The following is a 22,791-nucleotide window of genomic DNA, read 5'->3' as shown; positions in this document are numbered from 1 at the left end:
TCGGGCAGGCCGCCTACGGGCTTGTCTGCGCGGGTGGATCGAGCCGGGTCTCGAGTGCCTCGCGCAGTCTTTCGGCACTGGGCTGCGCCTTTTCCACGATCTCCTCGACCCGGTTGAAGTCGAGCAGGCGGATGCCCGCGCTGCCGGCCTCGAGGAAGAGATCGGGCGGGTCGTGTTCGCGCATGTGGCGGATCTGCGAGCGCTGCATGATGCTGAAGGTGGTGAACAGCAGATCGGTCAGGCCCGGTGGATCGTTGGGGGTCTGTTTGCGGCTGGCGGAGACGTCGACGGCGATCACGAAGTCGTGCTCTTCCTGCAGCAGATTCCAGGGGAGCGGGTTGGACGTGCCGCCGTCGATCAGCAGCCGGTAGTCGCCCTGCGGCACCGGTTCGAACAGGCCGGGGACGGCCATGCTCGCCTCGATCGCGGTGAACAGTTCGCCCTCGTGGAGGACCACCGGTTCGCCGCTCCAGTAGTCGGTGGCTACCACCGACAGGGGGATGCGCAGATCGTCAAAAGTCCGGGCATCGGTGTGTTTGGCGAGGAATTCGAGGAATTCGCTTGAGTCGAGCACGGCGTTGCGCCCGAGGCGCAGCGGGATCAGCTCGGTGAGTTGCACATCGGACTCGACCAGCCCGGAAAGGGCGTCGATGCGCGAGCCACCGAAGTCGTCGAAGACGTCCAGGATCTCCTCGGCGCTGAGGCCGGCCGCGTACAGCCCGCCGATCACGGCACCGATGCTGGTACCGCTGATGTGGTCGGGTTCGATGCCCAGGTCGTCGAAGACCTGCAGGATGGCGATATGGGCCAGCCCCCCGGCGCCACCGGAGCCGAGTGCGAGACCGATGCTCGGCCGCTCGGGCTGTTTCTCCGCGCCCTGCAGGGCCGGTGCGGCGAGCAGCGTGGCAATCGTCAGGGCGGCGATAATCAGGCGGCTTTTCATCCGCGGCTCCGGTGGTCCGAACCATGCAGTCCAGCCACAGACCGTACAACGTTGGTCCATCGGAGCAGCCCCGCGGCGCTCGTGCAAACAGGGTCATCGGCTCGAGGGTTGAACGTATGGAGGACAGTTTGATGCAGGTCGCATTGCCTCACATTCTCGGTTGCGCTCACGCCGTTGCGTCGCCGCTCAGAAGCGGGTGGGTGCGGTGCCCGGGGCGGCGGTCTTCGGCGTCCTGGCGGGCCAGGCGGCGAAAATGCGGCACGTAGGTCTGCAGCGCGGCGAGACCGTCCCTCGTGAGGCAATAGCCATCGGGGGTGACCCGGATCCAGCCGCGTCCGATCGCCCCGGCCAGGGCCTCGTGCTGGCTCCCCGGCTCGCCGCGTTTGGCCCAGGCATGGACCACCGGCGCCGGCAAAATATGCCCGGGTGCATCGGCGGGATCGCCCAGCCAGTGGTGCAGGGCGGTGAGCCGGGCCACCGCCGAGGTTGCGGCGATGATCTTCTGTTCGGTGGTGGTGTTCATGGCGAATCTCCCGAATGTGCATGCGTGTACTTCGGAAGATAGCGAAGCGGTGGGGCCTTTCCATCAGCCGAATGTCTGAGTTCGCCGTGTGCCGCCCGGAAGTGCGGCCTCTTCACGGTCCGGACGCTCGCAACCGAAAACGCCCCGACCTCCGGGAGAGGACGGGGCGCCGAGCACACAGGGGGATGGGTGCTCACCTGTGACGTTAGGCCTTCCCCTCGGGTGCGGCAATCGACGCAGGTCACACACCCGTGCGTCCTGCGCGGTCGGCGGCAAGGAATGTGAGGGGGGCACGGAGAACTCCGATCCCGTCACCGCCAGCGATGCCCTCGACACGCTGATCGAGGTCGTCCGTGGCGAGCAAGGGCAGGGGCAGCGCCCGGGTGTTCTCCCACATCGAGTGGATGCGCCGGGGCAGTTTGCGAGGGGCTGTTACACTTACGTCCCTTGTTTTCTCGCATCATCGACCGATGAAAGGATAGTGAATGCCCAATGCCTCACCGAACCCGCTGAAATCCCTTACGAACGAAAAACTGGCCGGGCTGAGTACCCTGCTCGTCGTGCTGGCGGCGTTTTCATGGGGGTTATCCGGCGGGATCGGCGGCATTCTTACGGGGCAGGGCTGGGATCCCGTGGTGGTGTCGTTTTATCGCGGTGCGATCGGGCTGCTGTTCGTGCTCGCCTGGCTGGCATTGCGTCCGCAGGGCAGCGGACTGGGCAGCGGTCGCATGTGGCTCTGGTCGGCGGTGGCCGGCCTGGGCGTGGCCGGCAACTTCACGTTCTATTTCCTGAGTATCGCGGAAGGCAGCGTGGCCGTGGCCGCGACGCTGATGTACTGCGCGCCGGTGTTCGTGTACCTGGTTTCGTTTGCGCTGGGGCTTGAGCGGCCCACGCTGTTCAAGTGGGTGGCGATCGTCATGGTCCTGCTGGGCGTGGTGCTGCTGACCGGGATCTACGACATCGGCGCCGGGGACGTGACCCTGATCGCCGCGGGTGCCGGTCTGGCCTCCGGCCTGTCCTACGCGGTGTTCATCTTCGGTTTCAAGTTTGCCGCGCCCCATGGCAGCCCGCAGGCGATCCTGGTGATCGCGTTCGCGGTCCTGGTCCTCATCCTTTTCTCGCTTGGTGATCCGGGGCAGATGGTGGACGTGCTGAGCACCTCGAGCTGGCCCCTGTTCGTGATCCTCGGCGTGCTGGGCGCCGGTCTGTCGTTCATCTTCTACATCGTCGGTCTGAACTACACGGCGCCGGCGGTGGCCTCCATCGTGGCCATGGTCGAGCCGGTGACCGCGTCGCTGTTCGGTGTGGTGTTCCTGGATGAATCCCTGGCGGCGGTCCAGCTCTTCGGCATGGCGCTGATCCTGCTGACCGTGACGGGTCTGAGCCTCCATTCGAGTCTGCAGGCGAAAGCCGTTCCGCCGCAGCCGCGCAGCGACTGAAACCGCGCAGGATCGCGGGGCAGCTTGGCTGCGGCCTGCATGTGGCGACGGCCGGCCACCAGTGAGAAGATCGCCGTCACGACCGTCGCCGGAGGGGGGAAGCGTGAAGATCATGGTCAGTGAACTCGAGGGGCGGCCCGCGGGCCTGCAGCCTGTCGAGGTGGTGGAACGCAAGGGACTGGGGCATCCGGACACGCTGTGTGATGCGCTGGCGGAGGAGGTGAGTCTGGCGCTGTCGCGCGAATACCGCGAGCGCTTCGACTTCGTGCTGCACCACAACGTGGACAAGGTCCTGCTGCGCGGCGGCGCCGCCCGCCCGGCCTTCGGCGGGGGCGAGGTGGACGAGCCGATCGAGCTGTACATCGCCGGGCGGGCCACGCGCGAGTATCGCGGCGCGACCGTGGCGGTGGACGAGCTGGCGGTGGAGGCCTGCCGTGCATGGCTGGCCACGCACATGCCCGCGCTGGATGTCGAGCGCCACGTGCGGGTGCACTCGCTCATCCGTCCCGGATCGCAGGACCTGGTGGAGCTGTTCGAGCGCCAGCGTCGGGATGGCGTGCCGCAGCTGGCGAACGACACCTCGCTGGGGGTGGGTTATGCGCCCCTGAGCCCGCTGGAGCGGGCGGTGTTCGCGGCGGACATGAGCCTGTGGCCGGAGGCGCCCGCGGCGCGTGGTCAGGACGTCAAGGTGATGGGGGTGCGCAGCGGCGAGGACGTGTCCCTGATGGTCGCCTGCGCCTTCATCGGGGCGCCCCTGGCGGACGCGGACGCCTATCTGGCCGCGCGTTCGGATGCGACCGGGCAGGTGCGGCGCGTGGCCACCGAGGCCCTGGGCCGCGAGCCGGACGTGTCGGTTAACACCGCCGACGATCCCGACGCGGACAGCGTGTATCTGACGGTCACCGGCACCTCGGCCGAGGCCGGTGACGACGGCCAGACCGGGCGCGGCAATCGGGCCAACGGGCTGATCACCCCGTCGCGTCCGATGACCATCGAATCCTTCGCCGGCAAGAACCCGATTACCCACGTCGGCAAGCTGTACAACGTGACGGCCACCCATATCGCCGAGGCGATCGTGGCGGAGATCGACGAAGTGTCGGATGCGCAGGTGGTGCTGGTCAGCCAGATCGGCATGCCGGTGGACCAGCCGCAGATCGCCGATATCCGCCTGCGCGCCGAATCCGCGGAACAGGCGGCGGCTCTGGCGCCCCGCGCCGAGGCCATCGCCCTCCATCACCTCGCGCAGGCCGGTTCTCTGTGGGAACGCCTGATCTCGCAGAACCTCGCCACCCACAGCCTGTAGCTGCGGCTAGTTCGTCTGGTTCGTCGGCAGGCACTCGGGCAGGGAGGCCTCCAGCGAGCGCGGCGTGATGCCGAGGTCGGCGAAGGTCGCGCAGGTGCTGTCGGTAACCGTGTCCTGCTGCATGAGGTAGATCTGGTCCCGGGTCAGGGGTGCGCGGGGCAGCCATGAGGTCAGCCCGGCGGCGAGGTGCCAGAGGAAAAACGGTACCGGCACGAACACCCGCGGCTGTCCCAGGTGCTCCAGCACCTGGTTCACGATCTGGCGGTAAGTCAGGATGTCCGGACCGCCGAGCTCGAACACCCGGTGTCCGGCCGGCGGTTCGTTGAACAGGGTGGCCACGGCCTGCGCGACATCCGCCACGTGCACCGGTTGCAGGCGGGTGTCGCCGCGGCCGAACAGCGGCACCATCGGCAGCCGCGCGAGGGTCGCGAGGTTGCGCAGGAACGCATCGCCCGGGCCGAACAGCACGCTGGGCCGCACCATCAGGGCGTCGCGGAACTCGGTGGTCACCGCGGCCTCGCCTTCGCCCCGCGCTCGGATGTATGCCGAACGCGAGGCGGGATCGGCGCCGATGCCGGAGATGTGCACCAGGTGTTCCAGGCCGGCCTCGCTCGCCGCCCGGGCGAGCCGGGCGGCTCCCTCCACGTGGATGGTGGTGAAGCGCAGGTCGCGCTGCTCCACGTACAGGCTGACGGCATTCACCGCACCACGCGAACCCGCCACGGCCCTGGCCACGTCGTCATCGTTGCGGATGTCGGCGCTGCAGTGTTCCACCCGCTCGTGCCGTTGCAGGTCGGCCGGTAGTGCGGGGCGGCGGGAGGCGATGCGCACGGCGTGTCCGGCGTCGAGCAGCTGGTACACGATCATGCGGCCGAGAAAGCCGGTGCCGCCAAATACCGTGACCTGATCCGGGTCCATCGGGAGCCTCCTTCTGCTGGGCTTCGTGTGTATGAGAACGTGGAGCTGTACGACGGCGCGGGCAAACGGGGATACGCATGCCGGGACATCTATCGCACGTGGCGGGTTTTGATGATGCGCCGTTCGCGCGGACGTATCGTGGCGACGTGCTGGTGGTGGGCGCGGTGTTCGCCGGCACGCGGCTGGACGGCGTAGTGTCGAGCCGGGTGCGGCGCGACGGCGCCAATGCAACCAAACGTCTGGCCGCATGCGTGCTGGACAGCCCGTTCGCCCCGCAGCTGCACGCGATCCTGCTGCAGGGGATCGCCTTTGCCGGCTTCAACGTGGTGGACCTGCAGGCCCTGCACGAACGGACCGGCCTGCCCGTGATGGTCGTGGCACGCCGGCAACCCGACATGGAGGCCGTTCGACGGGCGTTGCTCGACCATGTCCCCGGAGGGGCCCGCAAGTGGCGGCTGATCGAGGCCGCCGGCGCGATGGAACCGCTGGCGGGGGTCCATGTCCAGCGCTGCGGGATCGAACCCGAAGCGGCGCGGCAGCTGCTGGAGGACCAGCGCGTCCACAGCCACCTGCCGGAGGCCCTGCGCGTCGCGCACATGATCGCCGGCGGGGTGACCGACGGGGCGAGCCGCCACCGTCCGTGAGCCTCTTGAGCCTGAAAGGCTTGCCGCCGACTACAGGCCGATCAGCTGGGCGTGCACGCCGCTGGCGGTGACCGTGTCGAGCAGGCGATGGCTGTTGATCCGCTCCGGGTCGTATTCGACCACGACCAGGTGCGGCTTCTCCTCGTGGCTGGATGCCGCCATCACGCCGCTCATCCCGCGCAGCTCGTCCTGGATGCGTTCGCGGGCCTCGGCGTCGATGGTCTCGTCGATGTGAATGGTTACATCGGCCATGTTGTTGCTCATGATGGCCTCCCGGGTTCGCCCCTCTGGCAAGTTCTTCCTTCGAAGATAGACGTTCGCACCGGATGCTGGGGTTCGGTCGCGCGGCCGGGGCCTTCGGGGGTCAGGCATCCGCCTCCGCGCGGTGGCGGCGGTACAGGCGCAGGGCCGCGAGCCCGACCAGCAGCGAGGCGGCCCCGCCGATGATGAACACCTGGCCGGGGCTGGCGCCCGCCGGTCCGGTGAGTACCCAGAACAGCACCGGTGCCAGCAGCATCGCCCCGAACGACAGGAAGTTGCTCGCGGCGATGAAACGCCCGCGCCGTTCCTCCGGGCTGTGGCCCTGCAGGTAGGCGGTGATCGGCACGATGAAGAACCCGGAGGCAACGCCGAGCAGGGCCATCAGCACCAGGGTGGCCGGGTAACTGTCGGTCGTGAAATACAGCAACGCGCTGATCAGGGCGGCCGCGATCATGCCGGCCGGGGCATGGTGCATGGCGATGCCGCCGCGCGACAGATAGCCGGCGAGGATGCTGCCGGTGCCGATGCCCAGGGCCAGGGTCGTCAGGATGATGCCGGTGGCCAGCTCGCCCAGGCCCAGGTGCATCTCGGCGAACAGCGGGACGTTGAGCTGGTACAACGTGCCCAGGGCCCAGAACCACGCGATGCCGAGGACCACCAGGAACAGCACCCGCTGCGGCCGGATCTCGGCGATCGACTGCACCACGGTGGCGAACGGGTTCAGCCGGAAGGGCGCCGGATTGTTGATCGCGCGGGTGGGGGTGACGAAGAAGCTGGTGATCAGGCCGGTGAGCGACAGCGCCACGATCACCGCCGCCGGGATCCACAGCGCCTCGCCGGCGAACTCCATCACGAAGCCGGCCAGCGCGGTGCCGAGGATGATCGCCAGGAAGGTCCACAGCTGGATATGCCCGTTCGCGCGCGACAGCTGCGCGTAGCGCACGATCTCCGGGAGGATGCCGAACTTCACCGGGCTGAAGAAGGTGCTCTGCAGGCCCATCAGGAACACGGTCACCAGCAGTCCGGGGAAGTAGTCGATGATCAGCATGAGCGCGGCGGTCAGCAGCACCACGGCCTCGGCCGAGCGGGTGGCGACGATCACCGCCTTCTTGCTGTAACGGTCGGCGATGTAGCCGGCCCACGGCGAGAACAGCACGAACGGCAGCAGAAACACGAACCCGACCAGGCTGTAATAGAACGTGCCTTCGCCCTCGGCAACGAACTCGCGCAGGGCGATGAAGATGACGACCAGGCGGAAGAAGTTGTCGTTGAGGGCGTTGATGAAGACCGTCGCCATGTGGGCGACGAAGCCCGGCCTGCGGACGTCGGAAGTGTCGGTCATGTTGGCACCACCGGAGGTATCGCGCACGAGTACCGCTCAGGTTGCGGTCTCCGGCGGCCTGCCGGCAAGCTCGAATTACCTCTCCATCATACCCGAGGAATCGTCATGAGCCGTTTCGAAGAACGCATCACCCGTCTGGAACAGACCCTGCCGCACGTGGAGCCGGCGGAGCTGGCGCGCTGGCGGGAGGCCGGCGAACCGCTGCTGCTGGTGGACGTGCGCCAGCCGGAGGAGGTGGAGGCCGGGTCCATCGAGGGGGCCGTGAACATCCCCCGGCCCAGGCTGGAGGCCAGCATCGAGTCCCATCTGGAGGATCCGGCGCAGCCCGTGGTGGTGTTCTGTGGCGGGCGCGGGCGCTCCCATCTGGTGGCCGAGAGCCTGCGCGCGATGGACATCGACGCTCGCGTGCTGCGCGGCGGATCGGCAGCCTGGCAGGAATACTGCGCGGAGTCCGGTTCCAGTCCGCACCCGGGGTAGTCCTCCGTATGAGCAATGTGGTGACAGAAACGACATGAAAACCGGGGGAAGAACTGCCCATCAAGGCAGCCCTCCCGGTCCCCGGACCGGACGTCCTAGAAGTCGTACCGGACCCCGGCGTGGAGGAAGCGGCCGGGATCCGCCGCCAGCGAACTTTCATTGTCGGCATCGAACAGGTTGTCGATCCCACCGCGCAGGGTGACGTCCTCCCAGGCCGCCGGCGCGTACTCCACGTTCAGACTGGTCAGGGTGAACGAGCGATCCCATTCGTCCCCGGCCACGCGTACCTCATCCACGTAGCGGCTGCGCAGCTGCAGGCGCAATTCTTCCGTGGGCGTCCACAGTGCGCTCGCCACCATGGTGAGTTCCGGCGTGTCGGTCAGGGTCTCCCCGCTTTCCCGATCGATCGCATCCATCCAGGTGCCCCCCCCCCAAGCGCAGCTCCACCTGAGACTTGAAGTCCGCCCAGGCGCAGGTCGCCGGCGATGCCGATCCGCCCGGTGATACCGCTCCCCGCGGTTCTCCGTTGTCCTCCGGGCTCGCGGGCTGGAGCCGTTGGCTCCGGGGCAGACCACCTTCCCGCGAAGTACGCCCTGAACGGACGCGTTCTTCGCAGTGGTTCGCGAGGGTCTGCCGTGACCCGCCTACCGTTGCGGGGGCAGCGCCGGACTTGTGCGCAGGTCGAGGCCGGGCACGCACCGGACTTCCCGTTTCACTCGTCGTCGGGATGGCGACGAAGCACCCGGGGGAGACGGAATATTAGTGAGAACTAATGTGTGGTGTCAAACCAACAGTGTCCGGGTGACCCACGGTCGCGGCGGCCAGTGCCTGGCATGTGGTTTGCTTCGGGATCCGATCGGACGGATTTAAAAAAGGGCCGCCGGGTCGGTGCGGGGGCACCGAGAGCCGACGGCAAAATCCAGAAGAGATGGAGGAGAGAAGGGGCCAGGGGGCCCCTGCATGGCGAACCGACGCTGAGCTGCCGTCGACTCGACAATGGGAATTATACACGGCCGCAAATTGGAATCAATACATATTCGAAAATTTTTTGGAGATGATTTTCCCCTTTTGACAGTAACTTGCGAGCGTTCGGGTGTCACGGGTGGCATTTTCTTGTATTAGCAGCTGCCAATATTCGCAGTTCAGGGCGTGACCGGATCGGCGGCATCGGCATGTGGCCGCGTCATGGCGGGAAATACGAGTTGGCAGGGAGATTGCTTCTTCCGGGCAGGATCATCAGCAAGAGGCCGACAGACCATGACGATGCACCTGAGAATGATCGATTGCGGCGGTCACCTGGACGCCGAAGCCCGCAAGCAGCACGAGCGTGAGCAGGTGGTCTTTCAGCGCCTGCTGGAGTCCCACGACGCAATCCGGAGGGAGCTGGAGTTCATCGAGGGTGGTACCCGGACAGTGACGACGGCAACGGACCCTGAACTGGCCGCGCTGCTGCGGGTGCACGTGCCGGAACTGCATCGGCGGCTGCGCGAGAGCGCACACTTGCGCGACCGTGATCCGCTGTACCGCACCCTTTTCGAGCAGCGCGGGCGCATCGAAGTGCACGTGGAAGAGCGCCCGGACGGCGTGGTGGTGGACGAGGTCAGCGAGGACCCGGGTCTGGCGCACAAGCTGCGCGAGCACGCCACGCAGGTGAACACCTTCGTGCTGGCGGCGCGCGAGCTCGCTCGCCAGTACCCGCCGGTGATAGCCGATGATGCGGTGTCCGAGCGGGTCGGCCGGGTGGCCTGATGGCGGTCGGCCGCGCCGGTTGCGGAAACCGTTGAGCCGGACCGGAACGTGGCGGGCGTCCCGAAACGGAGCTTGCCAAATCCCCGTACGGGGCCTACAAGAATGGGTGGAGTCCACACAACCCTGGAGGTTGATATGTCCCCATCCATGCGTTCAGCACTGTTGGCCGGCGGCCTGATGACTCTGGCCGCCGCGCCCGTTCATGCCGATTCGGCCACGTTCAACACCCCCAGCCTGACACCCGAAATCGCGACCAAGGCCGTCGAGGCCGCGGTAGATGCCTGTCGTGTCGCAACGCACAGGTGACCGCGGCGGTGGTCGACCGCTTCGGGACGACCCAGGCCCTCAAGCGGGATCGGTTCGCCGGTCCGCACACCGTTGGCACTGCACAGAGCAAGGCCTGGACGGCGGTCAGCTTCCGTACCGATACGCTGGAGCTGCGCGATGATGCCTTCCCGGGCGAGGTCAGCTACGGCATCCAGCACCTGCCCAACGTCACCATCCTCGGCGGCGGCGCTCAGGTCACCTCCGACGGGCGCATCGTCGCGGGCATCGGGGTGTCGGGCAGTCCCAGCGGCGAGGTCGACCACCAGTGCGCCATGGATGCGATCGACGCCATCCAGGACGATCTGCTCTGACGGTGCATTATCCGGCCCTGCCCGTACCGGGGAGGGCCGGTTTCAGCGGCGCTTCTTGCGCCCGCGCCGGCGGCGGCCGACCTTGACCCGCTCCGCCGCCGCCTGCAGATGCGCACGGGCCTCTTCCGGCACACGGCGCGAACAGCGCACGCGAACGCCGTCGCGGCCACGCACCGCGGTGATCCTGCCGCCCTGCAGCCCGTGGCGGCTGACCACCTCGCGCACCGCGTGCAGGAAATTGCGCGGCGGATCCCCGCGGGTGGTGTGCACGCTGCCGTCTTCTTCGATCACCACGCTGAAGAGGATGCTCACCTGCCATACCAGCAGAACGGCGGCGATGATCAGAAAGCCGATCATCAGCACAAAGGCGATAAACATCATCAGCGCAGCACGAAGACCGAAACCGGGAGGCGCCGGGCGAGCTCACCCGCATTCGAACTGATCAGATGCAACCGGTCGGCCACGCCCGGGATGTGCGAGGCCATCACCACCAGGTTGGCATCCAGTTCCTTCTGCGCCTGAGCCAGCTTGTCATCCAGCTCCACCGCCACGTCGTTGCTGTGCATCAGCTTCGAATCGGTGCGAATGCCGTATTTCTCGCCCTGTTCGCGGGCGAAGTCCGCCAGATGCCTTTCCATTTCCTCCGGGGTCCGGGCGGCACGGTTGGCCAGGCTCCCCGAAACCGTCACGTAGTACACCGTGGCGTCGTACTCCCGTGCCATCCTGGCCGCGATTTCGAGGCTGTTCTGCAGCTTGTCGGTGTGTTCGAGATCCACCGGGATCATGATTCGTTCAAACATGGTTGCTCCCTTAACGGTTCGGTCGGCCCGCCCGACCTTCCAGCCGTATAGCAGATTCCGGCGGGGCGGGGCAGTCGGCTGACGGCCACGGTGATATGGTTTCACAGTTTTCGTCCCGGAGGATATGCGTTGGCAGCGGAAACAGGGGGCGGGGAAGACCCGTACAAGGTCCGGCTGACCCCGGCGTTCTCCGTACTGGTGGGGGGGCACCGCGGGCAGCGGCTGGAGCGCAACTGGCTGTCGCACGGAGATACCGAAGCCCGCCGGGCCAGTCTGCAGGCCACCCTGGAGCGGGTGCTGCGGCGGCTGTACGGCGCGGCCGCGGAACGTTTCGCCAGTACCGATGCGGTGTACGCGGACGTATCGCCGGTGATGCGGCTGATCACCGGGCGTGCCACCGGGACCAACGAGCTGGCGCGGTCCGCGGCCGCGCGCCTGGATGTGGACCTGCATCTGATGTCCACCAGCCCCGAGACGGCCGGCGAGCCGGGAGCGCATGCCCGCCGTGGCGTGGTGCTGGGGGCCGAGCCCGTTCATGGTGCGGAGGACCCGCCCGAGTCGGTGCACCGCCTGCGGGATGACCTGGCGCTGACGTTTTCGGACATGCTGGTGGCCGTGTGGGACGGTCAGGAACCCCACGAGGTCACCAGTGGCGCGGGGCAGATGATCCGCGACGCGGTGATGCGCCGACAGGGGGTCCTGCTGCTGTATCTGGACCCGGAGCAGGACACGCCACAGCTGATGATGCTGACGGCGGCCCGGGTGACCGACGCGGCGCTGACCCGCCTGGACGTGATGGAAGTGACCCCGGCGGCGCTGCTGTCGCTGTTCGACCCGGTGGAGCTCGACTCCCGCCGGATCGACGAGTGGCTGGAACGCATCCTGTGTCCGTTCACCCCGGCCCTCGACGAGACCACCACCGAGAATCGCCTGATCCGGCGGATCGATGACCAGGTGGGGGTGGGGCACTACGTGGTCTGGTGGGGGCTGTGGCTGCTGGGCCTGGTGGGGCTGGCCCGACGTCGCCGGCGTCCGCCGGGGTTATGGAACTGGGTGACCGGCAGCTGGATGTGGCTGCACGCGATGCTGGAGCCCCCGGCGCGCAGCCAGCCCTCGCGTGTGGTGGAACTGCTGCAGACCGATGCCCGTGACGAAGTGCGCCGCCACTGGGTGGTGAACCGTCTGCATGCGGCATCCTCCGCGCTGGCCATGCTCGACCTCCGCGGGGCACTGCGGGCCCTGCGCCCGGCGCCGTCCCGGGGCAACCGCTACAACGCGGTGCGTCCGAGTCCCGAGCGCGAGGCCGAGCACCCGATCCGCGAACCGGCGTTCGAGCACTTCTTCAACTGGTCCGACGAGCAGGCGGGCATCTTTGCCACGCGCCACCAGGACGACACCTGGATGATCTACTACGCGGCGGCGATGGCGGTGTTCGCCGCGGTGGCCGGGGCCCTGCAGGTGTGGCCGGCGACGCCCGGCGAGGTGCCTTATTTCTGGATCGCGGTGGAGTTCGTGCTGCTGCATTTCATCGTGCGGCGCGTGCTGAAGGCCCGTTACCGCGATCATCACGGACACTGGATCCGCTTTCGCTTCCTCGCCGAGCAGCTGCGTTATCTGCGTCTGGGGTATCCGTTACTGGTGCTCCCGAAGACGTTTTCCGCACCGTACTGGCGGCCGGAGAACCGCCGTCCCGAGGGCCGCCCCCTGGAACTGCATTCGGAGCTGGAGAGCGCCGAACTGTGGGTGCTGCAGCGTCTGCTGGTGGCCGAGGGCATGCCGCAGGACCGCCGTGGCCGCGTGCCCTACCGGATGAGCGAGCACAACGAGGCGGCGCTGGATTACATCCACGACGTGCTGGACGAGCATCGCGAGTATTACCGCCGCTCGGCCCACAACCTGGAGATGAACCACAAGTACCTGCACCGGCTTGCGTTCACGCTGTTCTTCGCGACCTTCCTGGTGGTCACGCTGCATTTCTTTTTCCACCTTCCGTGGAGCCTGTTCTTTACCGCGTTCTTCCCCGCCTGGGGCGCGGCCATCCACGGCATCCTCGCGCAGAACGAGGTCGTGCGCATGTCGGCGATGTCCGGCCAGGTGTGGCGCCAGCTTCGTACCCTCGAGGAGGCCTTCGCCCTGCACAAGCAGGTGCAGGCGGACTACGCCGTGGAGCAGACCCGCTGGATGCGCACCGAGGAACTGCGCGAGCTGGTGGGCGCGGCGACGCACATCCTGTCCGACGCCAACCGCTACTGGCGTTCCCTCCTGCGCCACAACCAGGCGGACCTGCCGGGCTAGGTTCGTTCTATCAATAGGTGGCGTCGAGGATGGTGTAGCCCTCGGCGCGCCAGCGCAGCATGGCGATCGGGGCCTGTTCCACCGGCCGTATGAAGTCCGGCAGGTCCTCCGGGGCCAGGTCCAGGCGGCGCAGGCTCGCGGCATCGGCCTTCAGCCGTACGCCGTCCTGCGCGGCCAGCCGCGCCAGGCGGTCGCGCACGTGGCCGGCCGCGGTGGCGTCTTCCAGCGGGAGGTGGTCGTCGCGCGTGACCAGCAGGGCGGTGGCCGCATCGCGAAAGCTCAGGATCATGTCCGCGCGCACGTCCTGCGCACGCACGGACTCCAGGGTCTTCTCGATAATGCTGATGCGCGCGATCAGGTGCTCCGGGCGCTCGTTGGTGATGTCCCAGACCATACGGGCCTCGTCCAGGCCCGCCAGCGCGCGGGCATCATCCGGTTCTCCGCGCCACTGCTCCAGGATCTCCAGCACGGGCTCGATCGCCGGCGGGGTGTCCGTGAGCGGGGTGGGTACCAGCAGGCCGCGGTGCGAGCCTTCCACGACCAGCGGTTCCGGGTGCCCCTCCAGGGCCAGGGAGTCGACCGGGACCACGCCGTCGCCCAGGCCTTCGCCGGTCTGGCCCAGCCAGTCGGCGATGCGCCGGGGCAGCTCGGGGGCGTCCAGCTGTTCCCCCATCTGCTGCAGGCCGCGTTCCATTGCGGGCGTGGGTTCGGCCAGCACGCCGCCGATGATGCGTACCGGAATGTCGTCGGGCCACGGGCGGGCGTTGAGCTCGGTCAGGAACCGGCTGTCCGGGCGCAGGTCGATCTTGGCCGCGCCGGTGCCGTCGCGCAGCCCGGCGAACAGCGAGAACCGCTCCTCGCGGATATCGGCGAACCATTCGCGCAGCTCCAGCCACATGCGCAGCCGCGCCCATTCCGAGCCGTGGTTGGGCGTGGCGATCAGGATCACGCCGTCCACCGGCGGGCCCCCGATGCGCGGCTCGCCGTCGTCCGGGTGCCGCCAGCGGGTGATGAAATCGCGGATGACCAGACCACCCATGGAATGGCCGATCAGGATGACCGGATGATCGGCGTCCAGGTCTTCCCAGTGTTCCGCCAGCAGGTCGGTGCTGCGGTCGATCGCCTGGTCGTTGGGGTAGCGGAACTCCCAGGGGTTGAAGGCTGCCCCGTCCAGCGCCACCGCCAGTTCGTCCCAGATGTTGCCGGGCTCGTCCAGTCCGTGCAGCAGGATGGCATCCGGAGCCGCGGAGTCCGGGTAGCGTTGCGAGCGCGGGACCCAACCGAGCAGTTCGTCGGGCAGTTCCATGGCCTCGGGGAACCACTCCTCCAGGCGGTCGTGAACCTCCACGCGCAGTTCCCGCTCCTGCTCGGGCTGAAATTCGCCCCAGAGCGCCCAGACCCCCAGAGCGAACAGGGGCAGGGCGATCAGCACCAGCAGGGTCAGGCGCAGACGACGCTTCATGGATGTCTCCCGCAAACCGGAGGCCCGGTTCTTTTCATGGTAGTGGTCACCTCATAACGTGCGGGCGTTTTCCGTGTCTATACTGGGATCCGCGTGCCGCCATGCACGCCGAACGCCAGCCGGGAATGGAATACCGTGAACGATACAGAAGGACAGCCCGTACTCCCCGCGACCTTCGCCGGGTCTTCGTCCGTGCCGGTGGGCGAGATCGCCCAGCGCGATCTGGTGCGCTGTGCCCCGGATGAGAGCGTCGCCGAGGCGGCGCGGCGCATGCACCGGGCGCGCTGCAGCTCGGTGGTGGTCGTGGGCGAGGATGACCGCCCGCAGGGCATCTGGACCGAGCGCGACGCCCTGCGCCTGGATCCCGCGCGGATGGAAGAACGCGACCGCCCCATGGCCTCGGTGATGACCTCGCCGGTGCGCAGCATCCCCGGCTCGGTGTCGGCGACCGAGGCCCACGGCATCATGACCGAGGCGGGCATTCGCCACCTGCTGGTGATCGATGACGACGGCCGGCCTTTCGGCATCATCTCGCAGACCGATCTGGCGCTCAGCCACGGGGCCGAGGCCTACCTGCGTTTGCGCGAAGTGGGCACGGCACTGGGGGGCCGTCCGCTGCGGCTGGAGGCCGAACAGCCGTTGTCCGATGCGACCCGCGCGATGTCGCGGGTCGGGGTGGCGGCGGCGGTGGTGTCCTGGGTCGACGGCGGGCCGCCGGGCATCCTGACCGAGCGCGACGTGGTCCGTCAGCTGACGCGCGCGGCGGAGGATCCGTCGGTGGCGGAGGTCGCCAGTCGGCCGCTGCTGACGGTGGATACCGAGGAAAGCCTGTTCCGTGCGCGCCAGATGATGCTGGAGCACGGCATCCGCCGCCTGGGGATCACCGATCCGGAGTCCGGCGAGGTGCTCGGACTGGTGGGATTCGCCGAGCTGCTGGCGTCCACCCAGTCGCGGCTGCTGGAGGAGCTGGGCGAGGCCCTGCGTCAGGCCCGCGATGAGCTGCGCCTGGCGCGGCGTCAGGAACGCCGCTTCGAGGAAGTGCGCAAACGCGCGCCGGTGGCGCTGCTGATCCTCGACTCGACGGGCGTCATCCAGGATGCCAACCCCATGGTCGGCCGCCTGCTGGGACGCGATCCGCTGGCCCTGATCGGCTGCCCGCTGGCCGACTATCTTCCCGGGCAGCCGGCGCTGTACCGCGCCCTGGATGAACTGCAGGCCGGCAACGACGAGGAGCTGCGCCTGGAGCTGCGGCTGGAACATCCGACGCGGAAAGATCGCGAACAGTGGGTGGAGGTCGCGGCGTCGGTCTTCCGCGAGGCGGGGGATACGCCGCACATGGTCAGCATGGTCCTGGCCGACATCAGCGACCGCGCCGAGCGCCGCGCGCTGGAGGTCGAGCAGCGGCTGCTGGCCACCGCCTTCCACACCACCCATGCGCTGCTGATCTGCGACCCGGACGGGCGCATCGAGCGGGTCAACCCGGCCTTCACCGAGACCACCGGTTATGCCCCGGAGGAGGTCATCGGGGCGACTCCGGCGATCCTCTCGTCCGGGCGGCACGACGCCGAGTTCTACCGCGAGATGTGGACCCGCCTGCAGGCCGAGGGCCGCTGGCAGGGCGAGGTATGGAACCGGCGGCGCAACGGCGAGGTGTATCCGCAGTGGGAGTCCATCACCGCGGTGTACAACGACGCGGGCGAGCTGGAGCACTACGTGGCGGTGTTCCATGAGATTACCGAACAGAAACGCCTGGAGGCGGAGCTGGAGCGCTTCGCCACCCACGATCGCCTGACCGAGATCTACAATCGGGCCAAGCTGCACGCGCTGCTGGAGCAGGCTCATGCCGAGCGGGAGCGCTACGAAACGGCATTCTCCCTGATCATGTTCGATGTCGACCATTTCAAATCGGTCAACGATACCTGGGGGCATCTGGCCGGGGACAGCGTGCTGCGCGAGCTGGCCGACCGGGTGCGCACGGTGCTGCGTTCCACCGATCACTTCGCGCGCTGGGGCGGGGAAGAGTTCCTGGTGCTGGCGACGCATACCGACGCCGAGGGTGCCTGGACCCTGGCCGAACGCATCCGTCGGGTGGTCGAGGACAAGCCGTTCGAAACCGTGGGCGGGGTAACGGTCAGTCTCGGGGTGGCTGGTGCGGAGCGGGGAGAGAGCCTGCGGCGGCTCGAGGAGCGCGCCGACCAGGCGCTTTATCGCGCCAAGCGTGGCGGGCGCAATCGGGGGTGTACGGCCTGAGGCCCGGCCTCCCACCGGCCGGATGTAACCGTGGGAGGCCAGCCTCTGGCCGAATCGGCGCGAAAATCGGCCGGAGGGCCGGCCTCCTGCCGTTCCCCCGCCCCGTAGGAGGCCAGCCCCCTGGCCGATCGGGGCCGACGACCCACCGGGGCAAATCGGCCGGAGGGCCGGCCTCCTACCGGCCTTCGACGGTGGTCAGGCCCAGGGTGTGCCACATCTGCATGCCGCCGCGGTACCACTTGATCTTGTGGCCCGGGTACCCGAGGTTGGTCAGCGTGCGGATGTTGGTGGGCGACTGGCCGCACCACGGGCCGTTGCAGAACAGCACCAGGGTCTTCGCGTTGGAGAAGTCCAGCAGGTCCCAGTGATCCATCACGCTGAACTTGTCGAGCATGATGTCGCGTACGTCCGCGGGCTCGGCGTCGCCGTCGATGTTCAGCTCCTGCCACGGGATGTTGATGGCCCCGGGGATGGTGCCGCGGGCGTAGTCGTCGGGACCGCGCGAATCGATGATCAGCAGGTCGTCGCGCTCGCCAAGCTGGCCGAGATACTCGAGGAACTCCGCCTCGCCGAGGGTTTCCACGCCGCGGCCCAGATCCATGGGCTGGACGCAGAACGGCGGGCAGGGGCGCGAGGTCTTCGCGAATTCGTTGTCCAGCCGGTTCTCGGTGTCCTGGATGCGCTGGATGGTGACGGTCTCGTCACCGTGCGGGACCTCCAGCGATTGCAGGTCCGGGGTGATGCCGACTTCCAGCGCCGAAGCGGGCCCGGCAAGGCCCAGGGTGAACAGGCCGGCCAGGGCCAGTCCGGGGGCAAAACGTTTCTGCATCTTCTCCTCCAGCATGTTTTTGTTCGCAAGCCGGGATTGTGAGTCAAACGGGGTCGGCTTGCACCCTGCCGGCGGGGGATCCCTTCAGCACGGCTTGCACGGGCCGTTACCCTCCTCGAGGCCACGCTTCGTGGCCAGCGGATTTCAACAGAGGGTTCAGGTTTGGATCGACGGGTGGAACACAGCCGCAATGGCTCCGGACTGGCGGGCACCGTGCGCGGCCTGACCCTGACGCTCGGCCTGGCCGCTGCGGGCGTGACGCCGGTGCTGGCCGAATCGCCCGACCGGCCGACGCACGAGGTTCAGCGCGGCGACACCCTGTACAGCATCGTGCAGACCTTTGATCTGCCCCCGGGCGTGTCGGTCAACGAAGCCATGCTTGCCTTCCTCGAGGCCAATCCCGAGGCCTTCGCCGAACAGAACGTGAATACGCTGCGGGCCGGGACGGTACTGGAGCGGCCGCCGGAGTCGGCGTTCGCCCGGCGTGATCGGGACAGTGCCCGTGCCGAGGTCCTGCGCCACATCGAGAACTGGGACCCCGGCGCCGTGCCCGTGGAGGACCGCTTCGAAGCGGTGGACGAGGGCCGCGAAGGCATGTCGCGTGCCGCGATCGAAGAACGTCTGGCCTCGCGCGATGCCGAGATCGACGAACTGCGCGAGGCCGTGGAAGAGCTGCGGTTCCTGCTGGAGTCGGAGCGTCTGGATGCGGGGACCGACGCCGCGGCCGAAGAACTGCGCCAGCAGATGGAACAGGACCTGGACACCCTGCGCACCGAGCGTGATCAGCTGCGCGACCGCCTGGTCGAAGTCGAGGAACGCCTGGTCGAGGTGGAAAGCCGGCCGGGCCCGGACGAGGTGCCGCTGACCGAACAGCTGACCCGTCCGCCGGTGCTGGTTGCACTGGGGTCCATGGCGCTGGGTCTGGGTCTGTTCCTGGTGGCCGGCATCATGCTGGGGCGCCGTCAGACCGGGGGCGGGGGCAAGTCCGCTTCCGGCGGCAAGAAGGGAAGCGCGCAGGCGAAGTCGGGCGAGGGCCGTTCGGCCCGCGGGGACGAAGCCGAACCGCAAATCCCGGCTGAAGAAGGCTCCGGCGCCGCGGCCGCCGCGGCCGCCGGAGCCGCCGGCGGCGCCGCAGCTGCAGCGGGTGTGGCTGCGGGCGCCGAGCCCGAGCCCGAGCCCGAACCCGAGCCCGAACCCGAACCCGAACCCGAACCCGAGCCCGAACCCGAGCCCGAACCCGAGCCCGAGCCCGAACCCGAGGCGGAACCCGAGGCGGAACCCGAGGCGGAACCCGAGGCGGAACCCGAGGCGGAACCCGAGGCAGAACCCGAGGCAGAACCCGGCTCGGACGAAGAACCGGCGTTCGACGATTCCTCCGACGAGGCGGAAATCCCGCAGGCCTCGGAAAAAGAAGAGGATGACTGGGAATTCGATTTCCCCGATCCCGACGACGAATCCCGGTAACCCGCCCGTAGGAGGCCGGCCCTCCGGCCGATCATGTTCGACGCTGGATCGGCCAGGGGGCTGGCCTCCTACGCGGGGGCAATGCCCCGGGGCGCATGACGTTGTTCGAGGGCGGCGGGCGCCGTGCGCATAATCGGGATACATCGACCGAATGTCCGCGCGAGGTAAGCCGACCCCATGGCGACCGTGAAAAGCACCTGCTACGAATGCGACGCCAACTGCGCGATCGACGTGACCCTTGATAACGCCGGCGAGCCGGTGAAGATCGACGGCCCCGACTGTCCGCGCTGCTACGTGCAGCTCGATCGGCGCAACCATCCCGAACGCCTGCTGTACCCGCTGCGGCGCACCGGACCGCGCGGCAGCGGCGAGTTCGAGCGCATCTCCTGGGACGAGGCACTGGACACCATCGCCGAGCGCCTGCGCGCGACCCGCGAGGAGCACGGCGCCCCGGCGGCCGCCTTCTTCGCCGGCTACACCAAGGAGGCTCGGCCGCAGCTGCAGCGCCTGGCGCATGCCTTCGGCTCGCCCAATTACCTGACCGAGAGCGGTTGCTGCTTCTCCTCCACCAAGGTGGCGGAGGAAGTGACCTTCGGCACCAAGATCAAGACCTCCTCCACCGTGGCCTCGGATGCGACCCGCTGCCTGCTGGTGTGGTCGACCAACCCGCGCGGCTCCATCCCGCTGTTCCATCAGCATGCGCTGGCCGCGGCGCGCCCCGGCTGCGCCACCGTGGTGGTCGACCCGCGGGTGACGCCGCTGGCGGAACAGGCCGAGGTGCATCTGCAGATCCGCCCGGGTACGGACGGGGCGCTGGCGCTGGGCATGCACCACCTGATCTTCGAGAACGGCTGGCAGGACCAGACCTTCCTCGACGAATGGGGCAGCGGCGTGGAGGCCTTCCGCGAATACGTGGCCGAATTCCCGCCGGAGCGGGTGGCGGCGATCTGCGGCATCGAGGAGGCCGACCTGAAGCGTGCCGCCGAGCTCTACGCGACCCGTAGCCCGGCGCAGATCATGCTCTCGCCCACCGCCACCGTGCAGCACTCCAACGGCTTCCAGAATCACCGCGCGGTGACCCTGCTGGCGGCGGTCACCGGCAATATCGACCGCGAGGGCGGCAACCGCTTCTTCAACGACAAGGTCACGCCGAAGCCGATCGACCTGTTCGACCACTGCAAGGAAAACCTGCCGCCGCGCATCGGCGACGAGACCTTCCCGGTGTGGACGGCGCACTGGCCGGCGGCGCAGAGCATGCTGCTGCCGGACGCGATCCTCGACGGCCGGCCGCAGCAGGTTCGCTCGCTGCTGGCGATGGGCATCAACACCGCCATGTGGCCGAACTCGAAGCGCATGGAACAGGCGCTGGGCGCGCTGGATTTCTTCGCCGTGTCGGACTTTTTCCACAACCCGGCCACGCGCATGGCGGACATTGTGCTGCCGGCCGCCACCAGCCTCGAACGCCCGGCGCTGATCGCCTATCCCGGCTGCAACTTCCGTGGCGAGCTGCGTTACCGGCATCAGGCGGTGGCCCCGCGCGGCGAGGCACGCGCCGACGCCGAGGTGTTCCTCGAGCTGGGCGTGCGCCTCGGGATGGCGGAGCAGTTCTGGAACGGCGACCTGGAGGCCAGTTGGGCCGAGGCCGCCGACGGCATCCCCGAGACCATCCGAGAGCAGGTGTACAACGACCCGGACGGCGTGACCGTGTTCGCGAAGGCGCTGGATGATCTGGTCGAGCACGGCTTCGAGGAGGGTGACCGCCAGTACCGGCTGCACGGCTTCCGCTCGGTCAGCGGCAAGGTGGAATTCGACGCCGCCGAGCTGCGCGAGGCCGGGCACGACGGCCTGCCGGTCTGGCGCGAGCCGGCCGAGAGCCCGCTGTCCACGCCGGAGCTGGCGCGCGACTATCCGCTGGTGCTGACCAGCGGCGCGCGCCACAAGCACGCCACCCACTCGCAGCACCAGTATCTGGAGCGCATGCGTCGGGCGATGCCGGAGCCGCTGGTGGAGCTGCACCCGCAGGACGCCGCGGCGCGCGGCATCGCCGATGGCGACACCGTGGAGGTGCGCTCGCCGCGCGGGCGGGTCACCTTCGTGGCGAAGGTCACCGACCGCATCAAGCCCGGCGTGGCGCACTGCCAGCACGGCTGGAACCACGCCAACATCAACGAGCTGACCGACGACCGCAACCTCGACCCGATCAGCGGCTTCCCCGCATTCAAGTCGCTGCTGTGCGAGGTGGAACGCCTGCACGCCGGGCACGGACAACGCCTGCCGGAGGCGGGCTGACCTTGCCGTTCGTTGGCGTCCTCCCCGAGCGCCGGCACATCTTCCGGCCCGAGCCGCGGCGCGAGGTGGCGGTGTCGGACGCGGCCGCCTGGCGCCTGAACCCCGGGCATCGACACGTCTACGACAAGCTGCGCCTGGCCCTGGATGCGGGCCTGACCGCCGCGCCCTGCGGGGTCGCGCCCACGGACCTGGGGCTGGACGCGGCGGACACTGTGTTCGTGAAGCCGATCACCAACCTCGCCGGCATGGGGCTGGATGCCCGCGCCCTGTCCGCTGGCGAGGTGCCGGCCGAGCCCGGCAGTTTCTGGTGCCAGCGCCTGGAGGGAGCCCACACCAGCACTGACTGCCTGGTGGAGAACGGCGAGGTGCGCTGGTTCGCCCACACCCGCGGCTCGGACGAAAAGGACGCCGCGCGCCCGATCTACTGGGAGGTGGGCGCCGCCGTGCCCGAAGTGGAGCCGTGGATCGCCGACTGGGTGCGGCGCAACCTGACCGGTTACAGCGGCATCTGCAACATCGAGCTGATCGGCGGCCGGCCGATCGAGGCCCATCTGCGCGGCTCCAACGGCTTCTTCGACTTCTACGGCCCGGCCTTCATCCCGGCCTGGGTCGCGCTGGCGGACGGCGAGTCGTTCACGCCACCCCCGCCGATCCCCGGTGGCTACATCATCTCGGTCTTCGGCGAGGTCGAACTGACCGACGCCGATTTCCGCGCCGCCGAAGATACCGGTGTCGACCTGAAGCCCGATCCCTCGACCCCGGGCCGATCCGCCATCCTGCGCAGCGCCGACCGCGACGCCGGCTTCGCCCTCTACCGCCGCCTCACCGGCCAGCCCGGCCCCGAATAGAAACGCCGGATCGCGCAGAGGGCTGCGCTCCTACAAGCGAACAAGGCCCTTTCGCCTGCAAGCAGGCTCCCACGGGGCAGCGGTGCCGGGGGGAGAGCGCGCACAAAAAAGCCGCATCGACACCCAGCCAAGAAAAAGCGTCGATGCGGCGGGGGACTCCCTTCCCGCGGCGTGTCGGGACACCACCCCGACGTGCCGGTCCAACGGAGATGTCACGCAGATACAGCAGCATGTCAGCCGCGTGGCAGGCTCTGCCGGCCCGGTGCCCCGATGAAGGCGCCACGGCGGGTGAGCACGAGGGTTAGTTTCTACCCTGT

At 68.4% G+C, this 22,791-nt stretch carries 19 protein-coding genes, 2 pseudogenes and 1 riboswitch; of the genes and pseudogenes, 11 read left to right on the top strand and 10 right to left on the bottom strand.

Translation table 11 applies throughout. From position 1 onward, the window contains the following. Positions 1-13 precede the first annotated feature (13 nt). Both F788_RS0106325 and F788_RS0106320 read right to left on the bottom strand, forming a co-directional pair. A complete protein-coding gene (locus F788_RS0106325; RefSeq protein WP_019589637.1) occupies positions 14-943 on the bottom strand; it encodes a patatin-like phospholipase family protein in 930 nt (309 codons plus the stop codon). A gap of 166 nt (positions 944-1,109) precedes the next feature. After that, the gene (locus F788_RS0106320; protein ID WP_019589636.1) at positions 1,110-1,466 is read right to left on the bottom strand and encodes a hypothetical protein; all 357 of its coding nucleotides are present in this window, start codon (positions 1,464-1,466) and stop codon (positions 1,110-1,112) included. A 485-nt stretch (positions 1,467-1,951) separates the two neighbouring features. On the opposite strand from F788_RS0106320, the gene F788_RS0106310 reads away from it, so the two are divergent. Continuing rightward, positions 1,952-2,905, top strand: coding sequence for a DMT family transporter (locus tag F788_RS0106310; RefSeq protein ID WP_019022838.1), 954 nt, complete (start codon positions 1,952-1,954; stop codon positions 2,903-2,905). 103 nt (positions 2,906-3,008) lie between these two features. Continuing rightward, on the top strand, positions 3,009-4,208 hold the full coding sequence (locus tag F788_RS0106305) for a methionine adenosyltransferase (protein ID WP_019589635.1): 1,200 nt from the start codon (positions 3,009-3,011) through the stop codon (positions 4,206-4,208). A 6-nt stretch (positions 4,209-4,214) separates the two neighbouring features. On the opposite strand, the gene F788_RS0106300 is transcribed toward F788_RS0106305, so the two are convergent. Continuing rightward, the gene (locus F788_RS0106300; protein WP_019589634.1) at positions 4,215-5,126 is read right to left on the bottom strand and encodes a complex I NDUFA9 subunit family protein; all 912 of its coding nucleotides are present in this window, start codon (positions 5,124-5,126) and stop codon (positions 4,215-4,217) included. 77 nt (positions 5,127-5,203) lie between these two features. On the opposite strand from F788_RS0106300, the gene F788_RS0106295 reads away from it, so the two are divergent. Then, positions 5,204-5,770 (top strand): DUF99 family protein, encoded by a 567-nt coding sequence (locus F788_RS0106295; protein ID WP_026331467.1) that lies wholly within the window; start codon positions 5,204-5,206, stop codon positions 5,768-5,770. A 30-nt stretch (positions 5,771-5,800) separates the two neighbouring features. Here F788_RS0106295 and F788_RS0106290 read toward each other — a convergent pair whose 3' ends face one another. Beyond that, on the bottom strand, positions 5,801-6,034 hold the full coding sequence (locus tag F788_RS0106290) for a hypothetical protein (protein WP_018871019.1): 234 nt from the start codon (positions 6,032-6,034) through the stop codon (positions 5,801-5,803). Positions 6,035-6,134: 100 nt separating this feature from the next. After that, the gene (locus F788_RS0106285) at positions 6,135-7,373 is read right to left on the bottom strand and encodes an MFS transporter (protein WP_026332724.1); all 1,239 of its coding nucleotides are present in this window, start codon (positions 7,371-7,373) and stop codon (positions 6,135-6,137) included. Positions 7,374-7,478: 105 nt separating this feature from the next. Here F788_RS0106285 and F788_RS0106280 point away from each other — a divergent pair, with 105 nt between their 5' ends. Continuing rightward, positions 7,479-7,850: a rhodanese-like domain-containing protein gene (locus tag F788_RS0106280; RefSeq protein WP_019589632.1), complete on the top strand. Its 372-nt coding sequence runs from the start codon at positions 7,479-7,481 to the stop codon at positions 7,848-7,850. Between the two features lie 95 nt (positions 7,851-7,945). Here F788_RS0106280 and F788_RS0106275 read toward each other — a convergent pair whose 3' ends face one another. Further along, positions 7,946-8,266 carry a TonB-dependent receptor gene (locus tag F788_RS0106275; protein WP_019589631.1) on the bottom strand — a complete coding sequence of 107 codons (321 nt, stop codon included), beginning with the start codon at positions 8,264-8,266 and terminating at the stop codon, positions 7,946-7,948. A gap of 103 nt (positions 8,267-8,369) precedes the next feature. Next, a riboswitch (cobalamin riboswitch) is annotated at positions 8,370-8,589 on the bottom strand. A gap of 518 nt (positions 8,590-9,107) precedes the next feature. Between F788_RS0106275 and F788_RS0106270 the strand changes: the two genes are divergently transcribed. Both F788_RS0106270 and F788_RS13355 read left to right on the top strand, forming a co-directional pair. Next, entirely contained in the window at positions 9,108-9,599 is a 492-nt protein-coding gene (locus tag F788_RS0106270) for a hypothetical protein (RefSeq protein ID WP_019592930.1), read from the top strand. Between the two features lie 177 nt (positions 9,600-9,776). Then, positions 9,777-10,237 (top strand): annotated as a pseudogene (locus tag F788_RS13355) (heme-binding protein). 42 nt (positions 10,238-10,279) lie between these two features. On the opposite strand, the gene F788_RS0106260 reads toward F788_RS13355, so the two are convergent. Further along, positions 10,280-10,618, bottom strand: coding sequence for a DUF3634 family protein (locus F788_RS0106260; protein ID WP_019570978.1), 339 nt, complete (start codon positions 10,616-10,618; stop codon positions 10,280-10,282). After that, positions 10,618-11,037 carry a universal stress protein gene (locus tag F788_RS0106255; RefSeq protein ID WP_018871011.1) on the bottom strand — a complete coding sequence of 140 codons (420 nt, stop codon included), beginning with the start codon at positions 11,035-11,037 and terminating at the stop codon, positions 10,618-10,620. Before F788_RS0106255 ends, F788_RS0106260 begins: the two co-directional genes overlap by 1 nt. A 129-nt stretch (positions 11,038-11,166) precedes the next feature. Between F788_RS0106255 and F788_RS0106250 the strand changes: the two genes are divergently transcribed. Beyond that, positions 11,167-13,332: a hypothetical protein gene (locus F788_RS0106250; RefSeq protein WP_019589628.1), complete on the top strand. Its 2,166-nt coding sequence runs from the start codon at positions 11,167-11,169 to the stop codon at positions 13,330-13,332. Between the two features lie 433 nt (positions 13,333-13,765). Here F788_RS0106250 and F788_RS13350 read toward each other — a convergent pair. Next, positions 13,766-14,794 (bottom strand): annotated as a pseudogene (locus tag F788_RS13350) (esterase/lipase family protein); the annotation flags it as partial. 135 nt (positions 14,795-14,929) lie between these two features. Here F788_RS13350 and F788_RS0106240 point away from each other — a divergent pair. Next, entirely contained in the window at positions 14,930-17,044 is a 2,115-nt protein-coding gene (locus F788_RS0106240) for a diguanylate cyclase (protein WP_231372062.1), read from the top strand. Between the two features lie 175 nt (positions 17,045-17,219). Here the strand turns inward: F788_RS0106240 and F788_RS0106235 are convergent, their stop codons facing one another. Further along, positions 17,220-17,873, bottom strand: a complete 654-nt coding sequence (locus tag F788_RS0106235; RefSeq protein ID WP_196800570.1) for a rhodanese-like domain-containing protein — start codon at positions 17,871-17,873, stop codon at positions 17,220-17,222. Between the two features lie 174 nt (positions 17,874-18,047). On the opposite strand from F788_RS0106235, the gene F788_RS14245 reads away from it, so the two are divergent. The 3 genes from F788_RS14245 (at position 18,048) to F788_RS0106220 (ending at position 22,474) form a co-directional block, all read left to right on the top strand. Beyond that, positions 18,048-19,337: a FimV/HubP family polar landmark protein gene (locus F788_RS14245; protein ID WP_019589624.1), complete on the top strand. Its 1,290-nt coding sequence runs from the start codon at positions 18,048-18,050 to the stop codon at positions 19,335-19,337. 177 nt (positions 19,338-19,514) lie between these two features. Next, entirely contained in the window at positions 19,515-21,626 is a 2,112-nt protein-coding gene (locus tag F788_RS0106225) for a molybdopterin-dependent oxidoreductase (RefSeq protein ID WP_019589623.1), read from the top strand. 2 nt (positions 21,627-21,628) lie between these two features. Beyond that, on the top strand, positions 21,629-22,474 hold the full coding sequence (locus tag F788_RS0106220) for a hypothetical protein (protein ID WP_019589622.1): 846 nt from the start codon (positions 21,629-21,631) through the stop codon (positions 22,472-22,474). Positions 22,475-22,791: the final 317 nt, after the last annotated feature.

The organism is Thioalkalivibrio sp. ALE10 (genome assembly GCF_000381385.1).
Taxonomy (GTDB): Bacteria; Pseudomonadota; Gammaproteobacteria; order Ectothiorhodospirales; family Ectothiorhodospiraceae; genus Thioalkalivibrio.
The sequence above is the reverse complement of the archived record's forward strand: the minus strand, read 5'-3'. Positions and strand labels throughout refer to the sequence as shown.

Coding starts and splice junctions, on each gene's coding strand:
- F788_RS0106225 (WP_019589623.1), top strand. CDS start 19,515: ATGGCGACCGTGAAAAGCACCTGCTACGAATGCGACGCCAACTGCGCG.
- F788_RS0106270 (WP_019592930.1), top strand. CDS start 9,108: ATGACGATGCACCTGAGAATGATCGATTGCGGCGGTCACCTGGACGCC.
- F788_RS0106295 (WP_026331467.1), top strand. CDS start 5,204: ATGCCGGGACATCTATCGCACGTGGCGGGTTTTGATGATGCGCCGTTC.
- F788_RS0106320 (WP_019589636.1), bottom strand. CDS start 1,466: ATGAACACCACCACCGAACAGAAGATCATCGCCGCAACCTCGGCGGTG.
- F788_RS0106310 (WP_019022838.1), top strand. CDS start 1,952: ATGCCCAATGCCTCACCGAACCCGCTGAAATCCCTTACGAACGAAAAA.
- F788_RS0106290 (WP_018871019.1), bottom strand. CDS start 6,034: ATGAGCAACAACATGGCCGATGTAACCATTCACATCGACGAGACCATC.
- F788_RS0106300 (WP_019589634.1), bottom strand. CDS start 5,126: ATGGACCCGGATCAGGTCACGGTATTTGGCGGCACCGGCTTTCTCGGC.
- F788_RS0106255 (WP_018871011.1), bottom strand. CDS start 11,037: ATGTTTGAACGAATCATGATCCCGGTGGATCTCGAACACACCGACAAG.
- F788_RS0106285 (WP_026332724.1), bottom strand. CDS start 7,373: ATGACCGACACTTCCGACGTCCGCAGGCCGGGCTTCGTCGCCCACATG.
- F788_RS0106325 (WP_019589637.1), bottom strand. CDS start 943: ATGAAAAGCCGCCTGATTATCGCCGCCCTGACGATTGCCACGCTGCTC.
- F788_RS0106275 (WP_019589631.1), bottom strand. CDS start 8,266: ATGGATGCGATCGATCGGGAAAGCGGGGAGACCCTGACCGACACGCCG.
- F788_RS0106260 (WP_019570978.1), bottom strand. CDS start 10,618: ATGATGTTTATCGCCTTTGTGCTGATGATCGGCTTTCTGATCATCGCC.
- F788_RS0106280 (WP_019589632.1), top strand. CDS start 7,479: ATGAGCCGTTTCGAAGAACGCATCACCCGTCTGGAACAGACCCTGCCG.
- F788_RS0106235 (WP_196800570.1), bottom strand. CDS start 17,873: ATGCAGAAACGTTTTGCCCCCGGACTGGCCCTGGCCGGCCTGTTCACC.